We start from the raw sequence: 21,766 nt of genomic DNA on the forward strand, positions 1-21,766 counted from the left end.
TTAAGTGCCGATTGATCGGTGCGGGTTGCGATCATGTGCCCTGTCGCTTTGTGCAGTTTGTATTACCGATGGCCCAAGGAACATTTGGGCAAGTTTGACAGGGATAACAGATATCCACGGGCAACCGCGGCGGGAAGGATTTAGGTCGGGATAGTAACGCGCAGCCTATATCGCTATTGTTCCATTTCATTCAGCTAAGAAGGGGCACAATTGATGATAACATTAATCATATCGCTGTTTGCTATGAGTAGCATTGCTAATGATGGTAGCGTGGCTTCCTGCGTTTCCTATGATGAACCACACCATCTCTATCACCGTTCGAATGAGGTGACCGATTATATTGCAGCGATTGATTCTGGTGACCTCGTGAGTTCTGATGGCGCATCGCTCTCGGGATTTCGTAACATTCTCCGACAAGATCGAGTCAATGTGCATAACGGCCACAGCACAGACTCGATCGAGACGCCTGACAGTTTTTTTACAACGCCGGAACGCCGCGCACTGTTTGAGAGCATGAATGTGGTGACGTGGTGCTATGAGCCCCTGGAAGGCCTTGCTGGTCGGATCGAGTCTGGAACGGTCGCAGGTTACCTCGAGGTGACTGTCTTCGAATCTACAGTTCATCCCGGGAACTATTTTATCCATATAGCGACGGTCGGGTGAGACTTCTGGAGCTCGCAGTGTGTGCCGAGAGCCATATTTGGTTGGTCTTGAACCAGCCCCCTCCTCCGTCCTTAATCACTGAATAGCCCCTAGATTCGTCGACGCCTTCTCCCCTAATTTTGAGGCAAAGAGGCCGAGATGGGCAGGAACAGATTTAGCGACGATTTTAAGAGGGACCCGGTGGCGCAGATCACGCAGCGCGGCTACCGGGTTGCGGAAATGTTGGAGCGGCCCGGTGTGAGCCAGCATTCGCTCTACGCGTGGAAGCGGCAGTTCTCGAAGGCCACGTCCGGCGAGACGGGTTCAAGGAGAGCCGAAAAATCGCGCTGGAAGAATGGCCGAAAGTTGCCGCCTAAACCGACTAATGGCTGGTACACAGAGACCGCTTCGCGTTCGTCAGAGATCACCGCCACCCTCACAAATGCGTGCCCGCCCATTATTCGGTCGCGGCCTCCGAAGGTCCGTGCTTTAATCCGGCCGCCATATCAGGACGGGAAATTTCCAGACCATGGTGACGCTGTCCGCATTCCTTGCGGACGCATAGGGAAAATGATCATGAAATTTGTACATATGACCGCCGCCTTGATCCTTCTGATCAGCGGGCTGGGCGGGGCTGCATACGCTGACCCGAACGGACACACGACCAATTTCGTCCGCTTTGCGGAAGGCACGTTCGAACGCACGCATGGGGGCGTTTGGCTGGAATTCGGCAATGGCAACAACGAGCCGCGATACACATGGCGGGAAACCCATCGCGATGAGTGGTCCGTCTATCTGCGTGATGACAGCCGCGAGATGAACATGCAGATCGACATGCACCGCAACTGGATCGGCCTCGAATGGGACGGCCACCCCATGCAGGACCAGTATCCCATCGTTGAAGCCGATGCGCGCATCAATGGCCGCCTTGTCACCCGGGTCGATTTTGATGGGGGCGCCTTCCGGATGACCCGCCCCGGACGCTGGCAGGAATTCAACGCAGCCGGTCAGGCCACGAATGTATTCCGCGAGACCGGTCGCGACGCCTGGTCGGTCTATCTGCGCGACCAAAGCCGCAGCATGGACATGCAGATCGACATGCACCGCAACTGGATCCGTCTGGCCTGGCCGGGTCACGACATGGCAGATCAGTACCGCATCACTGCCTCGCAGTAGGAACGGCTGAACGGTGGCCAGACGCAACGGGTCCGGCCAGGCGGCGTCCGGCATGCCGGGCCCGCTGGCCTGCCCGGTCTGTGCGGCGGAGAGTGAGTTTTTTCTGTCTGAAGACAGCCGGGACTACTTCCGCTGTGCAAGGTGCGAGGCCCGTTTCCTGTCCCCGGACCAGAGGCCCGCGCCCGGCGCCGAGAAAGCCCAATATCTTCTACACGAAAATGCCATAGCTGATCCGGCCTATCGCCGGTTTCTGTCGAGACTGGCGGACCCGCTGCTGGCGCGGCTCTCTCCCGCGTCCAGCGGTCTGGATTATGGCTGTGGTCCCGGTCCGGCGCTGGCGGCAATCCTGGGTGAGGCCGGGCATGAAGTGGCGGTTTATGACCCGTTTTTCAGGCCGGATTCATCGGTTCTGGATACGCAGTATGACTTCATCACCTGCACCGAGGCGGCCGAGCATTTCCATGATCCAGCCGCCGAATTTGAATGCCTCCGGCAACGCGTCCGGTGTGGCGGGTTTCTGGCCATAATGACCTGTTTCCAGACCGATGATGACCGCTTTGCCGGCTGGCACTACCGCAAGGACCCGACACATGTCGTCTTCTATCGCGAGGCCACTTTCCGGTATCTCTCCGGTATCTGGGGATGGGCATGCGAGAGTCCGGCGAAAGACGTCGTATTGATGCAACGCCCCAAGGCCTGACCGGCTCAGAGCACCGTTAAAATCCGGCCAATGACGTTAAGCTTCCGGAAAGCAACAATTTAATTAACCCTTTGGAAACCAATAAAATTAGCTCGAATTTGAATTAAATGCGCGAAAACCGTCCCCACATTCAGGCAATCCTTATGGGGGATGACATGAAAAAGTTTCTGCGCAACACCGCCGCCGCGTCCGTTCTGGCTTTCGCAATCACGCCGCTGACAGCCATTCCGGCGTGGGCCGGCGACGACTCGGAAACCACGGAGACGCCGACCTTCCTGTTCTCCTATCGCGGCGATATCGATCCTTTCCGCGGTGACATCAGCCCCTTCCATGGCGACATCAATCCCTTCCATGGGGACATCAATCCATTCCGCGGCGATATCTCACCCTTCTATGGAGACATCTCTCCCTTCTGGGGCGACATTTCTCCCTTCTGGGGCGACATCAACCCTTTCCATGGCGACATCAATCCCTTCCACGGCGATATCAGCCCCTTCTGGGGTGATATCTCGCCCTTCCGCGGTGACATCGATCCCTTCTATGGCGACATCAACCCGTTCTACGGTGATATCAGCCCGTTCTGGGGCGACATCGGTCCGTTCTGGGGCGATATCAACGCTTTCTGGGGCGACATTGATCCCTTCGAGGAAACATCCACATCAGAATATGCCTCGGTGGCCGAGCAACTCCAGGCCATCTTCGACCGCGCCGAAGAGGTCTTCGGAGCCGCCGTCGAACATGAAACCGGCCAGTCTGTTCATGAAGCGGTGCTCGCCGAGCTCCTCACCCGCTATGGTCTGGACCTGTCCGACCCGGACAGCCTCTCCAGCATGGATGCGGCAGACCGTTCAGCCTTCTTCCTGGACTTCTATGATGGTCTGATGGGCTTTACCGGTCTGGATCGCGTTGATCACTGGATGCCGGCCATCAACTGGACGCCGGCTCTCTCCCAGGCCGCCGGTGCCGGAAACAATGTGATCGTCGGCCTGCTCGACTTCTCCTTCACCAGTGAAGAAGCGCTGAATGTCCGCAATTCCAAGGGTGAACGCGCCTATTTGAATTTTGCTCATGGGGCGGCCGTTGCCAGCCTGATCAATGCGCCGCTGGATGGCGAGGGCCTGATGGGCCTGGCACCGGATGCCACCCTGGTCACCTATAACCCGTTTGATGACACGCTCTCGACCAATTTCGACGATGTCCGTGATGGTATCGATGCGCTTTTGACCGGCGGAGCCCATGTGATCAACATGTCGCTGGGTGTGCCGGGCACGACCTTCTCCCAGGAATGGGCGGATGTGTTCAGCGACAGACAGGTCGCCAGACGTGCTGACGACGCCCTCTTTGTGGTCGCTGCAGGCAATGATGGCTATACGCAGGACTTCGATGTCGACTGGTCATCCGTGGGCTCTGTCGACAATCTGATCATTGTCGGTTCTGTTGATCCCGCCAGCAATATTTCGACCTTCTCCAACCGTCCGGGTGAGGCCTGCTTCACCGTCAATGGCGTCTGTGAAGAGGGTAATCGCCTGATGGACCGCTTCCTGGTCGCACCGGGCGAGCTGATCCTGGTGTCCGATGGCGAAGGCGGCGTAATCCGTCAGTCCGGCACCTCCTTTGCGGCCCCGATGGTGGCCGGAGCGGCTGCCCTGGTTCAGGGCCGCTGGGGATGGCTGGAATCCGGTGATGTGGCCGATGTGCTGCTGCGCTCGGCCCGTGATCTGGGCGATCCGGGCACAGACGCCGTCTATGGCCGCGGCATGCTGGATGTCGGGGCTGCCATGTCGCCGCTTGACCCGGACAATCTCTATATTGTCACAGGGGATCTGAAACGCCGGGACGTCGCGGGCGCTGTCCGTACACGTGGCCGTCTCACCTTCTACTCGGCAGATGAAAACAGCGTCGTCCTGTTCGAGGACCTTAATGATACCTTCCGCGACTTCGTTGTCTCGCTTGACGATTTGACGCTGGACATGAGCGATGACGAGCTGGAATCTGCGGTCAATGCGGAAACCTATCTCATCGAACGCAATCGCGATGCTGACAGCGATGATGATGGCGCTGCCGATTTCCGCGACACAACGGATTATACGGCACCACTTGCGGCACGGGGTGACTTCCGCATCACGGCGGTCATGTCCAGCCACGATCCGCGCGAAAACATCACCGATGGCGAGTTGCCGGTTCAGCTGGGCATCCGCATGACGGACCGCGTATCCGGCCGTGAAATGCGCTTCGGGCTTGGCAATGGCGCATTGGCCTTCTCGGGTCAGAACAGCTTCGGGCTCTTCTCGGACCACCGTCCGGAAACCGGCGGCGTCAATCCGGTCCTCGGTTTTGCCTCCGGCGGCCTTTACGGCATGGGCACCTACACGCTGGATAACCGGACACGCTTCAATTTCGGTGTCTCCACCGAACGGGATGAGGACATGTATGTCCTGCCTTATTCCGGCGAGGAACGGTCCCGCATTTCAGGCCTGGATGCCTATCAGGCCACCGCCTTTGCCGGCGGGATCGAACACACGGTCCGCGAGGGTCTGGATGTCAATCTCTCCTACACGCTTCTGCGGGAGGACGCCGGTTTCCTAGGGGCGCAAGGCACCGGCCCGCTGGATTTCAGCGGTGGCACAATGACCGACGCGGTGACGTTCGGAACGTCGGTCGCCTTGCCCATGGCGCTCAATCTTGACGCCTCGGCAACCCTGGCCCGGACCCGTGCAGGAGACTTCGACAGCGAGGTCCTGGAATTGTCACAAGATGCGATGTCCACGGCCTTCCAGGTCACAATGACCCGAAATGGTCTGGTCTCGGACAGAGATGCGCTGCGTGTCAGCCTGATCCAGCCCCTGCATATTGAAAGCGGTGAAATGCGTTATACCGCTGCCGGCATTACAGATCGCGAAAGTGGTGCGCTGGAGGTTTCGACGCAAACTTGGCGTCTGGGCGGGGAACGTCCGCTTTTCGCCGAGGCGATGTATGGCACCTACCTCTTCGACGGATCGACGGAATTCAGCTTCTATTCGAGGGTTGAGTTGTCGGGCGATGGCCAATCCGACGATATCAGCGGCTTTACGGCCGGGGGCCGCCTCCGCTTCGAATTCTAGACTGCGTGATCTATTGCTGGTCCGCCTTGCCCCCTTCCGGTCACCGGGAGGGGGTTTTCTTTTCAATCCATGGGAATCCGGCCCGGCTGATTTGATAAATCTTAAGGCCTTTGTGATTGGTTGCTGGTTGACCGGCGTGGCCGGAACCGGTGCTGGAGACAGCAATGTCATGGTGGAAATGGATTACGGGGCTTGCTCTTGCCTTTGTGCTTCTGGCGGCACCTGAGGCCTATTCGCAGGCCAGTGAGCTCGCTCCATCACCCTATGCCAATGCCATTGAGGCTGCCCGCACCAACATGATGAGCGATCCTGTGGCCGCGCTGGAGAACGCACAACGCGCTGAACAGCTTGTGCCGGTGGATTTTGACGGCGACACCCGAAACCTTGCTCTGGCGTCTGCTGCCTGGCTGCAATCGGAAGCGATGACACGGCTGGGACGGCCCGGCGAAGCGCTCCCTGTCGCTGAACGTGCCCTGGCGCTATTGGGAGAAGACCCGGCTCCGACAAAGCTTTTTGCCGACACGCTGCTGTCGATCGGCCGCATTCTGAAACTGACGGGCGAACACGGGCAGGCGCTGGAAATCTTGCAGCAGGCCTTTGATGTCTATTCCGCGATCGGCGAGACCCGCAGTCAGGCGATTGTCCTGCAATCCATTGGTTCGATCTACAATGACGCGCGCCAGTATGAACGCGCCATCGAATATTTCGCGGATGCCGTCGAGCGGCACCGGGACACCAATCTCGATCTCGCTGCCTTCAACAATCTGGGCAATGCCTACACGGCTCTGGAGCAATATTCCGAGGCGCTGGAATATTATGATCAGGCGCTGGCCGCAGCCGAAACAATGGGCAGTGGCATGCTGCAGGCGCGCATTCTCAACAATGTGGCGTCCCTGCACATCGCCAATGAAGACTGGGCGGCGGCGGAAGCCTCCGTTGATCAGGCCTTCGCAGCCGCCGGTGATGCCTCGGGGGGCGAGTGGGCGCGTTTTCTGTGGGGCGTCCGGGCGCAGGCTGCTCTGGGCCGGGAGGAATATCAGGCTGCGCGGACAGGAATGGAACGCGTGTTCGAGGGCGTGACGCTCGGCGAAACCAACCACCATTTTACTGATTTTCATGATTCTGCAGCCCGAATCTATGAAGCCTTGGGCGAATACGAGCTGGCGATTGCCCATCTGCGGGCCTTCAAACGCCTGGAAGATGATGGCCGTGAATTTGCCGCCAACGCCAACTCCGCGCTGATCGGGGCCCAGTTCGATTTTGCGGCTCAGGATCTGCAGATCCAGCAATTGCGTGCCGAAGGCCTGGCCCGTGATCTCGCACTGGCGCAGAGCGAAGCCCGCCAGCGGATGATCATTGGTCTGTCGGCGGGTGCCTTGATGCTATTGGCACTGATCGGCATGGTGATGGCGATGCTGGGCTTCCGCGCCCGTGCCCGCCTGATGCGGGAACAGTTGAACACGGATGCAGAAACCGGCTTGCCAACCCGTCATGCCCTGGTCGCGGAACGGGATCAGGCTGTCCGTGAGGGCGTACCCCCGGAATATATCGCGGTGATCCATCTTGAACGGGCCTCCCACATCGAAAGCCTTCTGGGCTTCGCCAGTTTCATTGAAATGCAGCGCTTGCTGGGCGAGCGCTTGCGGGCCATTGACGGTGTGACGAGTGTGGCCCTGATGGGGGCGGGTGAGTTTGGTGTCCTGCTCGATACAACTGACGAATTGGTTGTCGACGATGAAATGAACACCCTGAGCGACATTTTCAGCCAGCCGATCAATATTGACGGCGTGAATGTCGATGTCAGCGCGACGATCGGACTGGATAATGACGCCCGGAGCGAAATTGCGGTCCGCAACGCCATCATCGCGGTGAGCCAGGCCCATGATCAGGGCGCAGCGTTCGCTATCTATAACGAGCACCGCTTCGGCGACCCGGCCGATAATCTCAATCTGATGACCCGCATGCTGGCTGCTACAGAAAGCGGCGAGATGCAGATGCATTACCAGCCAAAGCTCGACCTGCGAAAAGGCGTCTATACGTCAGCAGAAGCGCTCTGCCGCTGGAATGATCCGGAGCGCGGCTATATTTCTCCGGACACCTTCATTCCGCAGGCCGAGGAAACCGGCAAGATTCGGGAGCTGACCGAATGGACGGTACGCAAGGTCCTTCAGGACAAGCGCAGGCTCATCGCCGCCGGGCACGAAATTTCCGTTGCCATCAATATTTCCGGCCGTCTTCTGGCGGATCCGAAATTCGGTCAACGCATTCTGGAAATCGTCGGCTTCGGCGCGACCGGCCTGATCTTTGAGATCACCGAAACCGCCATGATGTCCAACCCGGACCGGGCCATGCACAATCTCGACCGCTGGGTCGATGCGGGTATCCGCCTGGCCATTGATGATTACGGGACAGGATTTTCCTCGCTGGCCTATCTCAAGCGGTTGCCGTGCCATGAACTGAAAATCGACCGGGTTTTTGTCAAGGGCGCGCACACTTCGGCGAAGGATCGCACGCTTCTGAAATCCACCATCGATCTGGCTCACAATCTTGGCATGTCTGTGACGGCAGAAGGCGTGGAGGGGGACGACATCCTGTCCGCACTCAGCGTTATGGGATGCGACATGGCGCAAGGGTATGGTTTGTCAAAAGCCCTGCCTTCAGATCAGCTCCTGACCTTCCTCGAACAGCACACATCCACACCGATCCCTGCCCGTCCGGCGGCCAGCCCGTTCCGCAATGTGAACAAGTGAACGGGTTGCCGGCCTGGTAGACCACGGGCGCAATTGTCACCGTATATCTTCAAACACTGCTGCGTCCGCCGGGCGACGTCGGCGCAAACGCCTAAGATGATCTGTTGCCGGAAGCGGCGTATCCGGCAGCTTCAGGATTGAACCCACGGGTATTTGCCGCGTTGTGATGTGACGCTGTCAACGTTCGAAGAAACAGTCTATTCCGGCAACCGGAGACAAATGGTTGAATAAATTGTGGATCATTTGCCTGTGTCTCACGCTTCCGGCTTGCGTGAGCACCTATACAGGTGCCATCGCCCCGAATGCCTGGGACGAAACCGCTTTGCCATCCATTGATACCGGGATGGCTCAGCCTGAAGACCGGTCGACGCTTCTTTACATCACCGACCGCAACACCGCCGGCAGCGGGGAATACGGAACATCACGCTCGAGTTCGATGGCATTCGGCCGGGTCGGCATCGAAGTGACGAATATGACCATGCCGGCCTATTCCGCCTACATGTCGGGACGGTCACAGGGCCTCGCCCGGCCCCGCTACAGAACGGCTTATGTTGAGGAACAGATCCGTTTTCCGGGCACACCCTTGCCGTTCTCGATCGAAAACAGCGCGTTTACACCCGACCAGTCGGCCATCGGCGCTTATCTGGAGGCTGGCGCCGGGTTCAGCGCCGCCCTTTCCAGCGAAATCCGCAGAAGAGGCTCGGGCCAGATCGTTCTTTTTGTGCACGGATTCAACAATGATTTCGCGGCCGGTGCCTTCAATCTGTATGAATTGTGGGCGGCCTCCGGCTGGAGCGGCGTGCCGGTCCTGTTCAGCTGGCCAACGGGCGAACCCAACCTGTTCAGCTATGTCGGTGACACGCAGGATAGCGAATTCTCGGTGTTCCATTTCAAGGAAACCCTGCGCCTGATGGCCTCAACCGAGGGCGTGGAGGAGATCGTGGTGATCGCCCACAGCCGCGGCGCGTTGATCGCAACGACCGCCTTGCGCGAATTGCTGATTGAATCGCGCGGGTCCGGCCTTTCCATGCGCAATGCCTACCGCATCAACACGCTGATCCTTGCCGCACCGGACATCGATCTGGGGGTGATGGAACAGCGGCTGGTCGCCGAAATGTTCAGCATCGGTTTCGGACAGATCAATGTTTACATCAATCCGTATGACAGGGCGCTCGGCCTGTCCGGTTTTCTGTTCGGCAGCACCCGTTTCGGCGCGGCGCGCCCCGACCAGCTATCGCCCGAATCGCGGGCTGTCTTCCGGGGTGCGGAAGCTGTGCATTTCATCCTCGTCGAGGATGCCAGCGCGGCGGCACGGCATAATTATTTCAGGCTGCATCCCGGTGTGCTGTCGGATATCGGTATCACGATCCGCACCGGTGCGTCTCCGGCAGACCCCGAACGCCCGCTGGAGCGCCTTGAATTCAATTTCTGGCAGATAGACCGGAATTACACACCGGTGATGTCCGGCGGCTAGAGTGTCTGCGCCGCCGTCCCGGCACCCACAGGACTTGCCAATTGACGCTATGGGCCTAGCGTCTGCTCCAGCGGATCGGGAAGCATGATGATGGAAAACTGGGCACTGGAGATCGCGCGCGCTGATATTCGCCTTGCTGAATGCGCAGCGGTGAAGCCACGAAATCTGACCCACGGTGAAGCGCGCCTGAAAATCGACAGCTTTGCGCTGACAGCAAATAATATCACCTATGCCGCCTTTGGCGACATCATGCGCTATTGGGATTTCTTTCCCGCATCGGAAGCGAGCAAGGGACGGTTGCCGGTCTGGGGCTTTGCCGAAGTGTCGGAAAGCCGCCATCCGGACCTGCCGGTGGGAGACCGCATCTATGGTTATTTCCAGGCCGCCTCGGAATTGATCGTCAGCCCGGCAAAAGTCACAGCGGCAGGCTTTACCGACGCCAGTGAGCACCGGAGCGCATTGCCGCCCGCCTATAACCGCTATATCCGGTGTGCCGGAGATGCGGGCTATGATCCGGCGCTCGAAGCGGAGCAGATGGTGTTGCAGCCGCTTTTTCTGACCGGCTGGCTGCTGGCGCGCTATCTGCGCGAGGAGGGCGCTTTCGGAGCCAGCCGCGTCTATCTGACCAGCGCTTCCAGCAAGACCGCCATCGGCATGGCTCAATGCCTGCGGGATGAACCCCTCGACGGCGTGAAGATTTGCGCGCTGACCTCGTCCGGATCGAGCGAATTCGTCGCTGGTCTGGGCCTCTATGACGAGGTGCATCTTTATTCCGATATCGACCGTCTGCCCGCGGGCAGGCCCTCCATGATGGTGGATTTTGCCGGTGATGCTACGGTCAATCGCGACGTCCATTCCCGTCTGGGCGATCAGATGAAGGCTAATATCCGCGTTGGCGGCGCCCATTGGGAACACAGCGCTCCGGCGCAGAACCTGCCGGGTCCGAAACCGGTTTTCTTCTTTGCGCCGGATCACATGGAGAAGGCCCGCGAGGCGCTGGGTCCGGGGGGATTCCAGGCCGCTTACAGCAAGGACTGGTCCGCCTTCGCCGCAAGCGCGCGAAACTGGCTCACCTTTCACGAATTCAGGGGCGCGCGGGCTTGCTTCGATATCTACAACAAGCTCATCGCCGGTGACGCGCTGGCGCGCGATGGTCTGACGATCCGGCCATGAAAAAAGCCGCCGGGATCACCGGCGGCTCTCAAACACTCATGGATGACTGCCTTAGCCGCCAAAACCCTGATCAGGGCTTGCGCCGCGCGCATTGCCGCCGTCAAGACGATCATGGGCTTCCTGGGCATCACGCTCCATCTGCTCCCATTCTTCATCGGTGCGGCAAACACGGCTGCCGAGACGGGATCCGGTCTGACGAATGGTGCGGCACCGCAGTCCGCCCTCTTCGGCGGTCCGGGTTTCCTGTGCCCGTTGATCACGGGCCGCAGCCTGTTCCTCGTCTGTCATGGTGGCGCAGGCGGCAAGTGAAAGCGGCAAGACCGCCAGAAGCAAAGAAGTACGAAACATGATGATCCCCGGATAACTTGTACAACCGAAGCTAGCTGACTGGCCCGTTGAGTCCATTCCCTCATACATGAAAATTCCGTAATCAATTGCGAGCGCCAGTCAAAAGCAATTGCGCCCGCCGGTGAGGGCGGGCGCAATGTTGGGGAATGTGGCGGATCTAGTGATCGCCCTGGATCACCAGGGTGACATTTCCACTACCGCGTTGACGCAGTGAGCCACGATTGCCATTTCCGACCTGGATGATCGCCCCGGCATTGTTATTACCGGCTTGGTCGGTCACGGCCGAATTGTTCGACCCCATCTGGTAGATGCCCGACAGATTGTTATTGCCGGTCTGGACCGCCGTGGCGCCATTATTATAGCCCTGCTGGCCAATGACAGCGTCATTGCGGCGGCCATACTGATCGACATAGGCGTCGTTATAGCTGCCTTGCTGGGCCACTGTAGTGCCATTATAGCTGCCATCCTGCATGATCAAGATGTGCTGGCGATAGCCGTCCTGGCGCAACGAGGCGCTGTTGCGCGAGCCATACTGGCGTCCTGCAACTTCGTTCTGCACGCCATACTGGTTCACGCGAACCTCATTGCGGCGGGACTGGGCGTCAGCGGCACCGGCCATGCTGACAACGGAAGCGGCGACAAATGCGCCGGCGATCAGGGTGCGAAGTTTCATTTGTATCTCCTGTCAAACGGGCCGGTGCGGAATTGCTTGACCGGCTATGTCTCCTGTCTAGACGAACCGGTATGAGGCGATCCTGAGCGCTGTATTCATGATCAATTCAGCTACATAAATGAGCGCAAAAAAACGCCCGGCTCGGGGCCGGGCGTGAGGGGTTCAGGAGGGAAAGAGAATCTAGTAGTTGAAGCGCGAAAAGCTCAGCCGCTGTGTATTGAGCGGCAGATAGGCACGGCCGCGCGGGGGTGTCGCCGGCATGGCCTGTTGATTGATGCCGTCCTGGCAGACCAGTCGCCCGGCGCTGTCATAAACCCGCAATTCTGCGGCGACCGACACATCCACACCATAGGCACCTTCATTCAGGCGCTCATTCTGCGGACGGACGCCAAACGGAGATTCCGGACCATTGCGGGCCGGGCCGCGATACATCGTCGTCAGATAATTGCGCGACAGGGTCGACATATAGCGGCTCGGGCGGACTTGGCCGGATTGCGACATGTCCAGATAGCCGGTCGGCGTGATCTGATACGCAGTCATTTCCCAATGGCCGGGGCGGTCCGCAGCAGCGCTGGCGGTCAGAAAACCGCTGCCATCGCCGGAATGGCGCACATCAAGCGCGCAATCAGCAGCACTGGCCGATCCGGCCGTGATCGCGGCCAGAGCAGCGGCGGAGACCAGAAGTTTCGTTGTTATGCGTGACATGACAGGCTCCTTTCGTGTTGGCGTGATCAAGTCAGTGGCCAACATGCCTGTTTGTGTCTGACCGGGATGTGAGGCTTGCGTTCACTTTCAGTTCAGGCAGCGGACAGGCACCGCCAGTGACAGTCACCCGGCTGGAAATGAACAGCGTTTACTTTACTGTTTCCGATGTCGGAAAGACCGCCAGGGGAGTGAAAATTGGGCAAGATTGATCCGCTGTATCAGGCAAAGTCATGGGGAGACCGGGCCGCCAATCTGCAGATCCTGGCGGAATTGCGGGCCAATGAGCCGATCTGTTTCAACCGCAAGGACGGCTATGTCGATCTCTGGCATATCACGCGTCATGCCGACATTTTCGAGGTGGAGAAGAACACAGACAGCTTCATCGTCGCGCCACGCATGGTGCTGATGCCCACCGAGCGGGAGGAAAGGCTTCGGGAATTCACCGGCGGCACGGTGCATATCATCAAGAGCCTGGTCTCCATCGACAAGCCGGAACACCCGCCCTTGCGCATGCTGACGCAAGGCTGGTTCATGCCGAAGAATCTCGCTCGTCTGCAGGGCGCAATGGACGCCTCGGCGGACACCGCGCTGGAAAGACTGGCGGCTGCGGGAGGCGTATGTGATTTTGCCCAGGATATTGCGCTCGAATACCCTTTGCGCGTCATCATGGCGGCGATGGGCATCCCGTCGGACGATTATCCGAAAATGCTGAAGCTCACACAGGAGCTGTTCTCGCCGGAAGACCCGGATGTCTCGGCGGACGAAAAAACGCAGGAAGAAGTCACCGCCGGTATCATCAATACCTTTATGGAATTCTACGCCTATTTCACGGCGCTGACGGCGGACCGGAAAGCCAGGCCCCGCGATGACCTTGCCAGCGTCATCGCCAATGCCGAGATCGATGGCGAACCCATCGGCGAGGCCGAACAGCTGGGCTACTATATCATCACGGCCACAGCCGGGCATGACACGACCAGCTTTTCCCTGTCCGAAGCGATCTGGCACCTTGCGCAGAACCCGGACGTGCTGGCCGAGCTCAAGGCCGACCCGGACGCAATGGCCCCAAAGATTGTCGAGGAATCGATCCGCCTGGCCTCACCCGTGCGGCATTTCCTGCGCACGGCGACCGAAGACATCAGGATTGGCGGCCATCAATTCCATGCAGGCGATACGCTGATGCTGTGGTTCCCGTCCGGCAGCCGCGACGAGGCTGTCTTCGAGGACCCTGATGTCTTCAACCCGCATCGCGACATGTCGACCCGCCACGCCTCTTTCGGGCATGGTGCGCATATCTGCCTCGGCATGCATCTCGCCCGGCAGGAAAATGCCGCCTTCCTCAAACAGCTGGCCACCCGTGTAAAATCTATTGAGCTGACCGGTGAGCCGGAATTCAATCATTCCCATTTTGTCGGGGGCATCAAACATCTGCCGGTGAAGATGGAGCTGGAATAACGCCGGAGCGGCGGCGCTACTCGGCCGCCTGGCTGATTGGCTCCAGTCCCTCGCGGCACAGCCAGCGGGACCGGTTCTGAAGTGCCGGATTGGCATTCCAGCCGGTAATGTCCGGGCGCACCAGGTCAAAATTGACGGGCACAAGCAAAGGCGCATGAGGCACTTCCGCCAGCAGGATTTCCTCTGCTGCCCCAAACAGGCGTTGCCTTTCGGCGACGTCGCTTGTGGACAGGCCAGCTTCGATCAGGGCGTCATAATCGGCATGGGTCCAGCGGCTGTAATTGATCTCGCCCGCCCGGCTCTCCCACATCAGAAGCGAGGCATAGGGATCGCCATACTCCGGCGTCCAGCCATTATTGCCGAAAGAGAAATCACCGGCCCGCATGGCCGCAAAGTGAAATTGCACATCGCCTACGCTGATATCGACAGACACCCATGGGGCGATCAAGGCCCAGTCCTGCTGGAGCACTGGCGCGATCCGCTGTTGGTACGGCGTGTGCTGATAGACCACGTCCAGCGGGTTTTCGGGCCCGTACCCGGCATCGATCAGCAGCGCTCTGGCCTGTTCCCGCCGTGTTTCCATGTCATCGTCGGCATAGGACAATCGCAAGCCCGGCGCCGCATTCGGCACCGCTTCCGAAATCATCCGGAAGCTCGGGCCGGAGGCACCGTTCAGGATTTCATTGGCGATGAAACGCCGGTCAATCGCCATCGAAAAGGCCTGCCGCACGCGTACATCCGTAAACGGGCCAGCCGCCGTGTTGAAAAGAATATCTTCGGCGGTATAGCTTGCGGATTCCCGGAGCAGCCCGCCATGCTGATCGCGCAGCATGTTGATATTCGATCCCTCAATAACGGTGTGCAGGTCGAGCGCGCCGGTCCGGACCATCCGTTCGCCAGTGACGCGGTCGGACACAGGATAATAATAAACCGTATCAAAACAGATCTGACCGGCTTCAAAGAATTCCGGATTGGCGGTCAGCTCGATAAAGTTGGAGGTACGCCATTGTGACAGAACATAGGGACCATTCGTGACGATATTCTCCGGCTGGATCCAGGCATCGCCATGGATGTCGTGAACATGCCGGGGCAGCGGGTAGCTGTTATTGACGAGAAAACCTTCCAGATACGGCATCGGATAGGCCAGCCGTATCTCCAGCGTCAGATCGTCCAGTGCCTCGACGCCCAGCGCCTCCGGCGGCAAATTTCCGGCAATCACATCGGCACCATTTTCGAAGATAAAAAATTTGGAGCTGTTTTCGTTTAGCGTCGCCGGATTGGCGGCGCGTTGTATACCGGCTGCCACATCATGGGCCGTCACCGGAATGCCGTCGGACCAGCGGCTTTCGCGTAAGGTAAATCGCCAGACCAGTCCATCGTCCGAAGTCTCGGCACCCGCCACCAGCCCTGGAATTGTGTCGCCGTTTTCATTCGCGACATAGAGCCCGGTAAACATGTCCATGATGATCGCAAATTCGATATTCAGAACCGTCTTTTGTGGATCCAGCGTGAGGGGTTCGCCGTCACTGCCCCGATGGAGCGTGCGAGTGTCGTCCGCGCCGCCACTGCATGCGGCCAGAAAACCTGCCGTAAAAACGCCTGCAAATCCAAGATTTTTCATCATGATCTGGCCCCCCGCATTCACCTTGATCAGGATGCCGGGCAGGGTCAAGCGAAAGCCGGGCGGGTGCCGTTATGCCGATTCGCCGGCCAATACCCTGTCCAGCCAGGCACGGGCGCGCCGGTTGGCGGTCCGGCCTTCCGGCAAGAGGGGCTGGAACAGCGGAAAAACGTGCCAGAGCCCGTCCCAGAGCTCGCAGGTGACGTCCACACCTGTCTGTTCCATCCGCCCGGCCAGCCGTATCGTATCATCGAGCAGGACTTCATCCGTACCGGTTTGAATGAGCGTCGGTGGAAATCCGGTGAAGTCGGCAAAGAGCGGTGAACACAGAGGGTGGTCCAGGCTCAGCTCCGCGCCGTAGAGGTCCGCGGCTTCGCTCAGCCAGTGTGCCCGCAGAAGCGGATCGACCGCATCCTTCGCCGCGACATTCTCGCCGCTGACCGTCAGATCGGCCCACGGCGAATAGAGGACCAGCCCATCGGGCAGGCCCTCGCCCAATTCCTTCAGCCGCAGCGTCAGCGCCAGTGCCAACCCGCCGCCCGCCGAATCGCCCGCAACGATGACCGGGCCATCCATGCCCTTGCGCATGTCACGATAGGCGGCGAGCGCATCCTCCACAGCCGCCGGGCAGGGATGTTCCGGTGCCAGCCGGTAGTCCGGTGCGCGGGTTTTCATGTTCAGCGCGGCGGCCAGCCGCGAAATGAAAGGCCGGTGACTATAGGCCGACCCGCGGCAATAGCCGCCGCCATGAAGATAGAGGAGTTGACCCTCGCGCGGCGCTTTCGGCCCGAAGACCAGCGTTCTGAGTCCCGCCAGCTGGACGTCGGCATAGACCACCGATCTGTCCATCGGAATGCGGTCGCCGGCGGAATCCAAGATTTTGCGTCCGGCGGCCATTTCCACATCGGGGCTGAGCCCCAGCGAGGCCTTGCGTGCCATGCGGCGGGCCAGCCGGGTGCGGAACCGGAATCCGCGGCGCGGAGGAATCTGCTCGAAGGTCATCGTCTCTGCCGGCTTTCTTTCGGATTTGTCACTTGCCGGACTGTAGGCTGCTCCTAACTTCCTTCGCAATGAAGACTTTGGGGAGGTTCACATGCTTGTTCGCTTGATTGCGGGTTTTGCCGCATCCCTTTCGCTCGGCGCTGCCAGCCAGGCCGCGGATATTGTATTTCAGTCAGCCGATCTGCCGGAGGCCGGAATCCTCGTGATTCCGGTTGGCAGTGATCTGGACATTCCGGAATCGGGCCTGGCGCCGGATGATGCTGCCTACATGTCCCGGGCCCTCGCGGCCGCGGAGTTTAACGGCGAAGCCGGGGCCATGACGACGCTCTATGCGGTCGGCCCGTTCGACCGGATTATTGCCGTTGGCACGGACGGTCTCGACCGCGCCGCCGCCGAGACCCTCGGCGGAGACCTCATCAATCTCTCCCGCAGCGGGGAAACCGCCCTGTCCGTGATCTGGCCGGAAACACTGGGCGAACCGGTGGCCCTCAGCATCGCACTCGGGGCGGGGCTCGGCGGATACCGGTTCGACCGCTATCTGTCGGACGCCCCGGACTATGAGCCGGTATTGAATTTTCATGTCACCGACCCGGACGGTATGAGGGCGGCCTTCGAGGCCAGTCATGCGCCGATCATCGAGGCGACCGCCTTTGCCCGGGACATGATCAACGCACCGGGAAATGAGGTCTATCCGGAAGTTTTCGTCGAACGCACCCGTTCAGCCTTTGCCGGCGAGCGCAATGTCAACATCCGCGTGCTCGATGTTGAGGATATGGAGGCGCTTGGCATGGGTGCCATTCTCGGTGTTGGGCAAGGGTCTGCACGGCCACCCCGCCTGTTGATCGTCGAATATACCGGCGGTGACAGCGGCACCGCGCCGATCGCTTTCGTTGGCAAGGGCGTCACCTTCGATACGGGCGGCATCTCGATCAAGGGCAATGACGGCATGTGGCGCATGAAATATGATCTTGCCGGCGCCTCAGCCTCGGTGGCCGCCGTGCTCGCATTGGCCCGCCGTGATGCCGGCGTCAACGCCATTGCCGTCGCGCCGCTGGTCGAGAACATGCCCTCGGGCACGGCTCAGCGGCCCGGCGATATCGTCACAACCATCTCGGGCCAGACCATCGAGATCTTCTCCACCGATGCCGAAGGCCGTCTGATCCTTGCGGACGCGGTTCGCTACACCCAGGACCAGTACAATCCCTCCCTGATGATCGACATCGCCACACTGACCGGCTCCGTGCGGGTGGCGCTGGGGCAGGAATATGCCGGCCTGTTCTCGCGCCATGATGATGTGGCGCAGCAAGTCCTTGAGGCGGGTGACTCCGTGGGTGAGGGGCTCTGGCGCCTGCCTTTGCATCCTTCCTACGCGGAGGATATCCGGTCGCCGGTCGCAGACATCCGAAATACCGGCGGCGACGGCGCCGGGGCCGGTATCGGCGCACAGGTCATCGGAACATTCGTCGATGAAACAACACGATGGGCGCATATCGACATGGCAAGCGTCGGCTGGGCGTTTTCCGCGACACCGACCACACCCGAGGGCGGCATTGGATGGGGCGTTCGCCTGTTCGATGCCATCGCCCGTCAGGAAGAAGCCCGCGACTAGTATTCGCGGCCAAAACTTCCTAAATCGGCAAGCCGCGCTGTACAGCAGCGCGGCTTGTTCTCGTCTGCAAAGAGTGGAATCAAGCCCGCTTCAGCCCTTACCCAACGGTATTCACCATGACACAGAAATTTCCCCCGCTTCCATCGCCTCTGTCCCTGCCGGCGATTGACAGGGAAATTCTGGGTTTCTGGGATGAAGACCGGACCTTTGAAGCCTCGGTTGAAAGCCGGCCGGAAAACGACCAGTTCGTCTTCTATGACGGCCCGCCCTTTGCCAACGGCCTGCCCCACTACGGCCACTTGCTGACCGGCTTCGTGAAGGATGTCATCCCGCGCTACCAGACCATGAAGGGCAAGCGCGTCGAGCGCCGCTTCGGCTGGGATACGCATGGCCTGCCGGCGGAACTGGCCGCGGAAAAGGAAATCGGCGTCTCCGGCCGCAAGGCGGTGCTGGATCTCGGCATCGACAAGTTCAACTCCGCCTGCCGGACGGCGGTCCTGCGCTATACCGAGGACTGGGAAGAATATATCCGCCGGTCCGCCCGCTGGGTGGACACGGAAAACGCCTACAAGACGCTTGATGTCTCTTTCATGGAAAGCTGCATCTGGGCGTTCAAGCAGCTCTACGACAAGGGGCTGGTCTACAAGGATTACCGCGTCGTGCCCTATAGCTGGGCGGTGGAATCCCCGCTCTCGAATTTCGAGACGCGGCTGGACAATTCCTATCGCATGCGCACCGACCCTGCGGTCACGGTGGCGTTTGCGCTCACCGATGGCACCGGCTTGCTGGACGGCGCGCGCGTTCTGATCTGGACAACGACGCCCTGGACCCTGCCCTCCAACCTCGCCATCGCGGTCGGCGAGGACATCACCTACGCGGTGATGGGCAAGGGCTCGGACAAGCTCGTCCTGTCCGCCAATGGCCTGGAAAAATACAAGAAGGAGCTCGACGGCTATGAAAAGCTGGGCGAGGTCAGGGGCGCTGAGCTGAAAGGGCTGCACTATACGCCGCCCTTCGATTATTTCATCAATCAGGAAAACGCCTTCCAGGTGCTGTCGGGCGATTTCGTCGTCGATGAGGATGGCACCGGCATTGTCCACATGGCGCCCGGCTTTGGCGAGGATGACCTCAAGGCCTGCAAGGCGGCCGGGATCGGCGTTGTCGTGCCGGTCGATCACACGGGGAAATACACCAGCGCCATCCCCGACTATGAAGGCATGCTGGTCTTTGATGCCAACAAGCCGATCACCCAGCGCCTCAAGGATGAGGGCAAGCTCATCCGCCATGACACGATCGACCACAATTACCCGCATTGCTGGCGCACCGACGAGCCGCTGATCTACAAGGCGGTCGAGTCCTGGTATCTGGAAGTTTCCAGCTTCCGTGAACGCATGGTCGAGCTGAACCAGCAGATCGACTGGACACCGCCGCATGTGAAGGATGGCCTGTTCGGCAACTGGCTCGCCAATGCGCAGGACTGGAACATCTCGCGCTCGCGTTTCTGGGGTACGCCGATCCCGGTCTGGGTCTCGGACAATCCGAATTATCCGCGCGTCGATGTCTATGGCTCGATCGCGGAATTGCAGGCTGATTTCGGCACCGAAGTGACCGATCTTCACCGGCCCTATGTCGATGATCTGGTGCGGCCCAACCCGGATGATCCGTCCGGCAAATCCATGATGCGCCGCGTCGAGGATGTCTTCGATTGCTGGTTTGAATCCGGCTCCATGCCCTATGCCGCCGTGCATTACCCGTTCGAGAACAAGGACTGGTTCGAGGCCAATTTCCCGGCCGATTTCATCGTTGAATATGTCGCCCAGACGCGCGGCTGGTTCTACACGCTGATGGTGCTGGGCACGATGCTGTTCGATAGCCCGCCCTTCAAATCGGCCATCTGTCACGGCGTTGTACTAGACGAGAACCGCCAGAAACTCTCCAAACGCCTGCGCAATTATCCCGATCCGCTCGAATTCTTCGATGAATACGGCTCGGACGTGATGCGCTGGTTCCTGATCTCCTCGCCGGTTCTGACCGGTGGTGATCTTCTGGTGCCCAAGGAAGGCCGTGAAGTAGCCGCGGTCCAGCGCGAAGCCATCGCGCCGCTGCTCAACGCCTATGCCTTCTTTTCGCTCTATGCGAATCTGGAGGAGCGCACCCCGCAGCTCGTAACCGGAGCTGACGATGCGCTCGACAAATACATCCTCACCAAGACGGGCGAGCTGGCCGCGGTCGTGGCCGAGCGCCTGGATGCCTATGATGTACCCGGCGCCTGCCGCGAGACCAAGGCGTTCACCGATGCACTGACAAACTGGTATATCCGCCGCTCCCGCGCCCGCTTCTGGGGCAGCGAGGATGCGCAGGCCCAGGCCGCCGCCTTTGACACGCTTTATACCGTGCTGGTGCGGGTCTCGCAGATCGTGGCGCCGCTGATGCCGATCGTCGCCGAGAAGCTCTACAAGAGCCTGACCGGCGAGCGCTCCGTGCATCTGACCGGCTGGCCGGCCACCGGCCTCTTTCCCCAGGACCATGATCTGGTCGCGGCGATGGACCGTGTCCGCGAAGCCTGTTCGGCAGCCCTGGCCGTGCGCGAACGCTTCCGTCTGCGCGTGCGCCTGCCGCTCAAATCGCTGGTCATCGCTCACCCCGAGGCGGGAAGTCTTGAAATCTTCAAGGACCTGATCGCCGAAGAGGTGAATGTCCGCGAGGTCATCTTTGCCGAAGATCTGTCGAAATATGGCGAGCTGCAGATGAAGGTGAACCCGGTCATCGGCCGCCGCCTCGGCGCGAAGATGAAAGACGTCATGACGGCTGCCCGCCAGGGCGAATTCACGCTCAATGAGGATGGCACCGCCGTGGTCGCAGGCGAGACGCTGGGCGAGGACGATTTCGAGATGCGTCTGGAAAGTGCCGAAGGAACGGCCGCTGAACCCTTCGACAAGATCGGCGCGGCCGTGCTCGATGTCTCGGTGGATGCGGATCAGGAAAGTGAAGGCCTCGCCCGCGATCTCATCCGCGCCGTCCAGACCGCGCGCAAGGAAGCCGCTCTGGATGTCTCCGACCGGATCAGTCTGGGCGTGGATGGCGATGACGATGTTTTGTCTGCCATGGCCGCACATGGCGAGATGATCAAATCGGAAACGCTGGCGATGGCGTTGAACAATTCGCTCGGCGATGGCTTCACCACTGACGCCAAGCTGACGGGCAAGACGGTGAAGCTGTCGGTGAAGAAGGCCGGCTAACACCTCGTCCAGACGGCGCGTGTTTCCCCTCCCCCAATGTGGGGAGAGGGCAGAGAAACCGGATCATTGATCCGGTTTCGAGGGTGAGGGGCGGTCGGACG

At 59.9% G+C, this 21,766-nt stretch carries 15 protein-coding genes and 1 pseudogene; 11 read left to right on the forward strand and 5 right to left on the reverse strand.

Going from position 1 to position 21,766, the window contains the following annotated elements; genetic code table 11:
- Positions 1 to 213: 213 nt before the first annotated feature.
- The 8 genes and pseudogenes from DBR16_RS13815 (at position 214) to DBR16_RS00605 (ending at position 11,016) form a co-directional block, all read left to right on the forward strand.
- On the forward strand, positions 214 to 663 hold the full coding sequence (locus tag DBR16_RS13815) for a hypothetical protein (protein WP_125184469.1): 450 nt from the start codon (positions 214 to 216) through the stop codon (positions 661 to 663).
- 138 nt (positions 664 to 801) lie between these two features.
- Positions 802 to 966, forward strand: a pseudogene (locus DBR16_RS14195) (transposase); the annotation flags it as partial.
- Positions 967 to 1,218: 252 nt separating this feature from the next.
- The gene (locus DBR16_RS14200) at positions 1,219 to 1,818 is read left to right on the forward strand and encodes a hypothetical protein (protein ID WP_233347580.1); all 600 of its coding nucleotides are present in this window, start codon (positions 1,219 to 1,221) and stop codon (positions 1,816 to 1,818) included.
- Positions 1,819 to 1,870: 52 nt separating this feature from the next.
- On the forward strand, positions 1,871 to 2,518 hold the full coding sequence (locus tag DBR16_RS00585; RefSeq protein WP_109259991.1) for a class I SAM-dependent methyltransferase: 648 nt from the start codon (positions 1,871 to 1,873) through the stop codon (positions 2,516 to 2,518).
- 155 nt (positions 2,519 to 2,673) lie between these two features.
- Positions 2,674 to 5,619 carry a S8 family serine peptidase gene (locus DBR16_RS00590; protein ID WP_161539342.1) on the forward strand — a complete coding sequence of 982 codons (2,946 nt, stop codon included), beginning with the start codon at positions 2,674 to 2,676 and terminating at the stop codon, positions 5,617 to 5,619.
- Between the two features lie 164 nt (positions 5,620 to 5,783).
- Complete coding sequence (locus tag DBR16_RS00595; protein WP_109259303.1) at positions 5,784 to 8,369, forward strand: EAL domain-containing protein; 2,586 nt, start codon at positions 5,784 to 5,786, stop codon at positions 8,367 to 8,369.
- A 271-nt stretch (positions 8,370 to 8,640) separates the two neighbouring features.
- The gene (locus tag DBR16_RS00600) at positions 8,641 to 9,843 is read left to right on the forward strand and encodes an alpha/beta hydrolase (RefSeq protein ID WP_125184470.1); all 1,203 of its coding nucleotides are present in this window, start codon (positions 8,641 to 8,643) and stop codon (positions 9,841 to 9,843) included.
- Between the two features lie 84 nt (positions 9,844 to 9,927).
- The gene (locus DBR16_RS00605; protein ID WP_109259305.1) at positions 9,928 to 11,016 is read left to right on the forward strand and encodes a DUF2855 family protein; all 1,089 of its coding nucleotides are present in this window, start codon (positions 9,928 to 9,930) and stop codon (positions 11,014 to 11,016) included.
- A gap of 51 nt (positions 11,017 to 11,067) precedes the next feature.
- Here DBR16_RS00605 and DBR16_RS00610 read toward each other — a convergent pair whose 3' ends face one another.
- The 3 genes from DBR16_RS00610 to DBR16_RS00620 form a co-directional block, all read right to left on the reverse strand.
- On the reverse strand, positions 11,068 to 11,364 hold the full coding sequence (locus DBR16_RS00610) for a hypothetical protein (RefSeq protein ID WP_109259306.1): 297 nt from the start codon (positions 11,362 to 11,364) through the stop codon (positions 11,068 to 11,070).
- Between the two features lie 157 nt (positions 11,365 to 11,521).
- Entirely contained in the window at positions 11,522 to 12,037 is a 516-nt protein-coding gene (locus DBR16_RS00615) for a curlin-associated protein (RefSeq protein WP_109259307.1), read from the reverse strand.
- 180 nt (positions 12,038 to 12,217) lie between these two features.
- Positions 12,218 to 12,742: a hypothetical protein gene (locus tag DBR16_RS00620; RefSeq protein WP_109259308.1), complete on the reverse strand. Its 525-nt coding sequence runs from the start codon at positions 12,740 to 12,742 to the stop codon at positions 12,218 to 12,220.
- 195 nt (positions 12,743 to 12,937) lie between these two features.
- On the opposite strand from DBR16_RS00620, the gene DBR16_RS00625 reads away from it, so the two are divergent.
- The gene (locus tag DBR16_RS00625) at positions 12,938 to 14,194 is read left to right on the forward strand and encodes a cytochrome P450 (protein WP_109259309.1); all 1,257 of its coding nucleotides are present in this window, start codon (positions 12,938 to 12,940) and stop codon (positions 14,192 to 14,194) included.
- Positions 14,195 to 14,210: 16 nt separating this feature from the next.
- Here DBR16_RS00625 and DBR16_RS00630 read toward each other — a convergent pair whose 3' ends face one another.
- Together DBR16_RS00630 and DBR16_RS00635 are read right to left on the reverse strand one after the other, a co-directional pair.
- Positions 14,211 to 15,818, reverse strand: coding sequence for a peptide ABC transporter substrate-binding protein (locus DBR16_RS00630; RefSeq protein ID WP_125184471.1), 1,608 nt, complete (start codon positions 15,816 to 15,818; stop codon positions 14,211 to 14,213).
- 69 nt (positions 15,819 to 15,887) lie between these two features.
- Entirely contained in the window at positions 15,888 to 16,817 is a 930-nt protein-coding gene (locus DBR16_RS00635; protein ID WP_109259311.1) for an alpha/beta hydrolase, read from the reverse strand.
- A gap of 91 nt (positions 16,818 to 16,908) precedes the next feature.
- On the opposite strand from DBR16_RS00635, the gene DBR16_RS00640 reads away from it, so the two are divergent.
- Together DBR16_RS00640 and ileS are read left to right on the forward strand one after the other, a co-directional pair.
- Entirely contained in the window at positions 16,909 to 18,426 is a 1,518-nt protein-coding gene (locus DBR16_RS00640; protein ID WP_109259312.1) for a leucyl aminopeptidase, read from the forward strand.
- A 116-nt stretch (positions 18,427 to 18,542) separates the two neighbouring features.
- Positions 18,543 to 21,665, forward strand: coding sequence for an isoleucine--tRNA ligase (gene ileS, locus DBR16_RS00645; RefSeq protein WP_109259313.1), 3,123 nt, complete (start codon positions 18,543 to 18,545; stop codon positions 21,663 to 21,665).
- The last annotated feature ends 101 nt before the right edge of the window (positions 21,666 to 21,766 follow it).

It is taken from the genome of Hyphobacterium indicum, from assembly GCF_003129605.1.
GTDB classification, from domain to species: Bacteria; Pseudomonadota; Alphaproteobacteria; order Caulobacterales; family Maricaulaceae; genus Hyphobacterium; species Hyphobacterium indicum.

What these genes read in the sequence shown, in the direction of transcription:
- ileS (WP_109259313.1), top strand. Translation starts at nt 18,543, where the DNA reads ATGACACAGAAATTTCCCCCGCTTCCATCGCCTCTGTCCCTGCCGGCG.
- DBR16_RS00615 (WP_109259307.1), bottom strand. Translation starts at nt 12,037, where the DNA reads ATGAAACTTCGCACCCTGATCGCCGGCGCATTTGTCGCCGCTTCCGTT.
- DBR16_RS00605 (WP_109259305.1), top strand. Translation starts at nt 9,928, where the DNA reads ATGATGATGGAAAACTGGGCACTGGAGATCGCGCGCGCTGATATTCGC.
- DBR16_RS00585 (WP_109259991.1), top strand. Translation starts at nt 1,871, where the DNA reads ATGCCGGGCCCGCTGGCCTGCCCGGTCTGTGCGGCGGAGAGTGAGTTT.
- DBR16_RS00620 (WP_109259308.1), bottom strand. Translation starts at nt 12,742, where the DNA reads ATGTCACGCATAACAACGAAACTTCTGGTCTCCGCCGCTGCTCTGGCC.
- DBR16_RS00610 (WP_109259306.1), bottom strand. Translation starts at nt 11,364, where the DNA reads ATGTTTCGTACTTCTTTGCTTCTGGCGGTCTTGCCGCTTTCACTTGCC.
- DBR16_RS00595 (WP_109259303.1), top strand. Translation starts at nt 5,784, where the DNA reads ATGTCATGGTGGAAATGGATTACGGGGCTTGCTCTTGCCTTTGTGCTT.
- DBR16_RS00590 (WP_161539342.1), top strand. Translation starts at nt 2,674, where the DNA reads ATGAAAAAGTTTCTGCGCAACACCGCCGCCGCGTCCGTTCTGGCTTTC.
- DBR16_RS00640 (WP_109259312.1), top strand. Translation starts at nt 16,909, where the DNA reads ATGCTTGTTCGCTTGATTGCGGGTTTTGCCGCATCCCTTTCGCTCGGC.
- DBR16_RS14200 (WP_233347580.1), top strand. Translation starts at nt 1,219, where the DNA reads ATGAAATTTGTACATATGACCGCCGCCTTGATCCTTCTGATCAGCGGG.
- DBR16_RS13815 (WP_125184469.1), top strand. Translation starts at nt 214, where the DNA reads ATGATAACATTAATCATATCGCTGTTTGCTATGAGTAGCATTGCTAAT.
- DBR16_RS00635 (WP_109259311.1), bottom strand. Translation starts at nt 16,817, where the DNA reads ATGACCTTCGAGCAGATTCCTCCGCGCCGCGGATTCCGGTTCCGCACC.
- DBR16_RS00630 (WP_125184471.1), bottom strand. Translation starts at nt 15,818, where the DNA reads ATGATGAAAAATCTTGGATTTGCAGGCGTTTTTACGGCAGGTTTTCTG.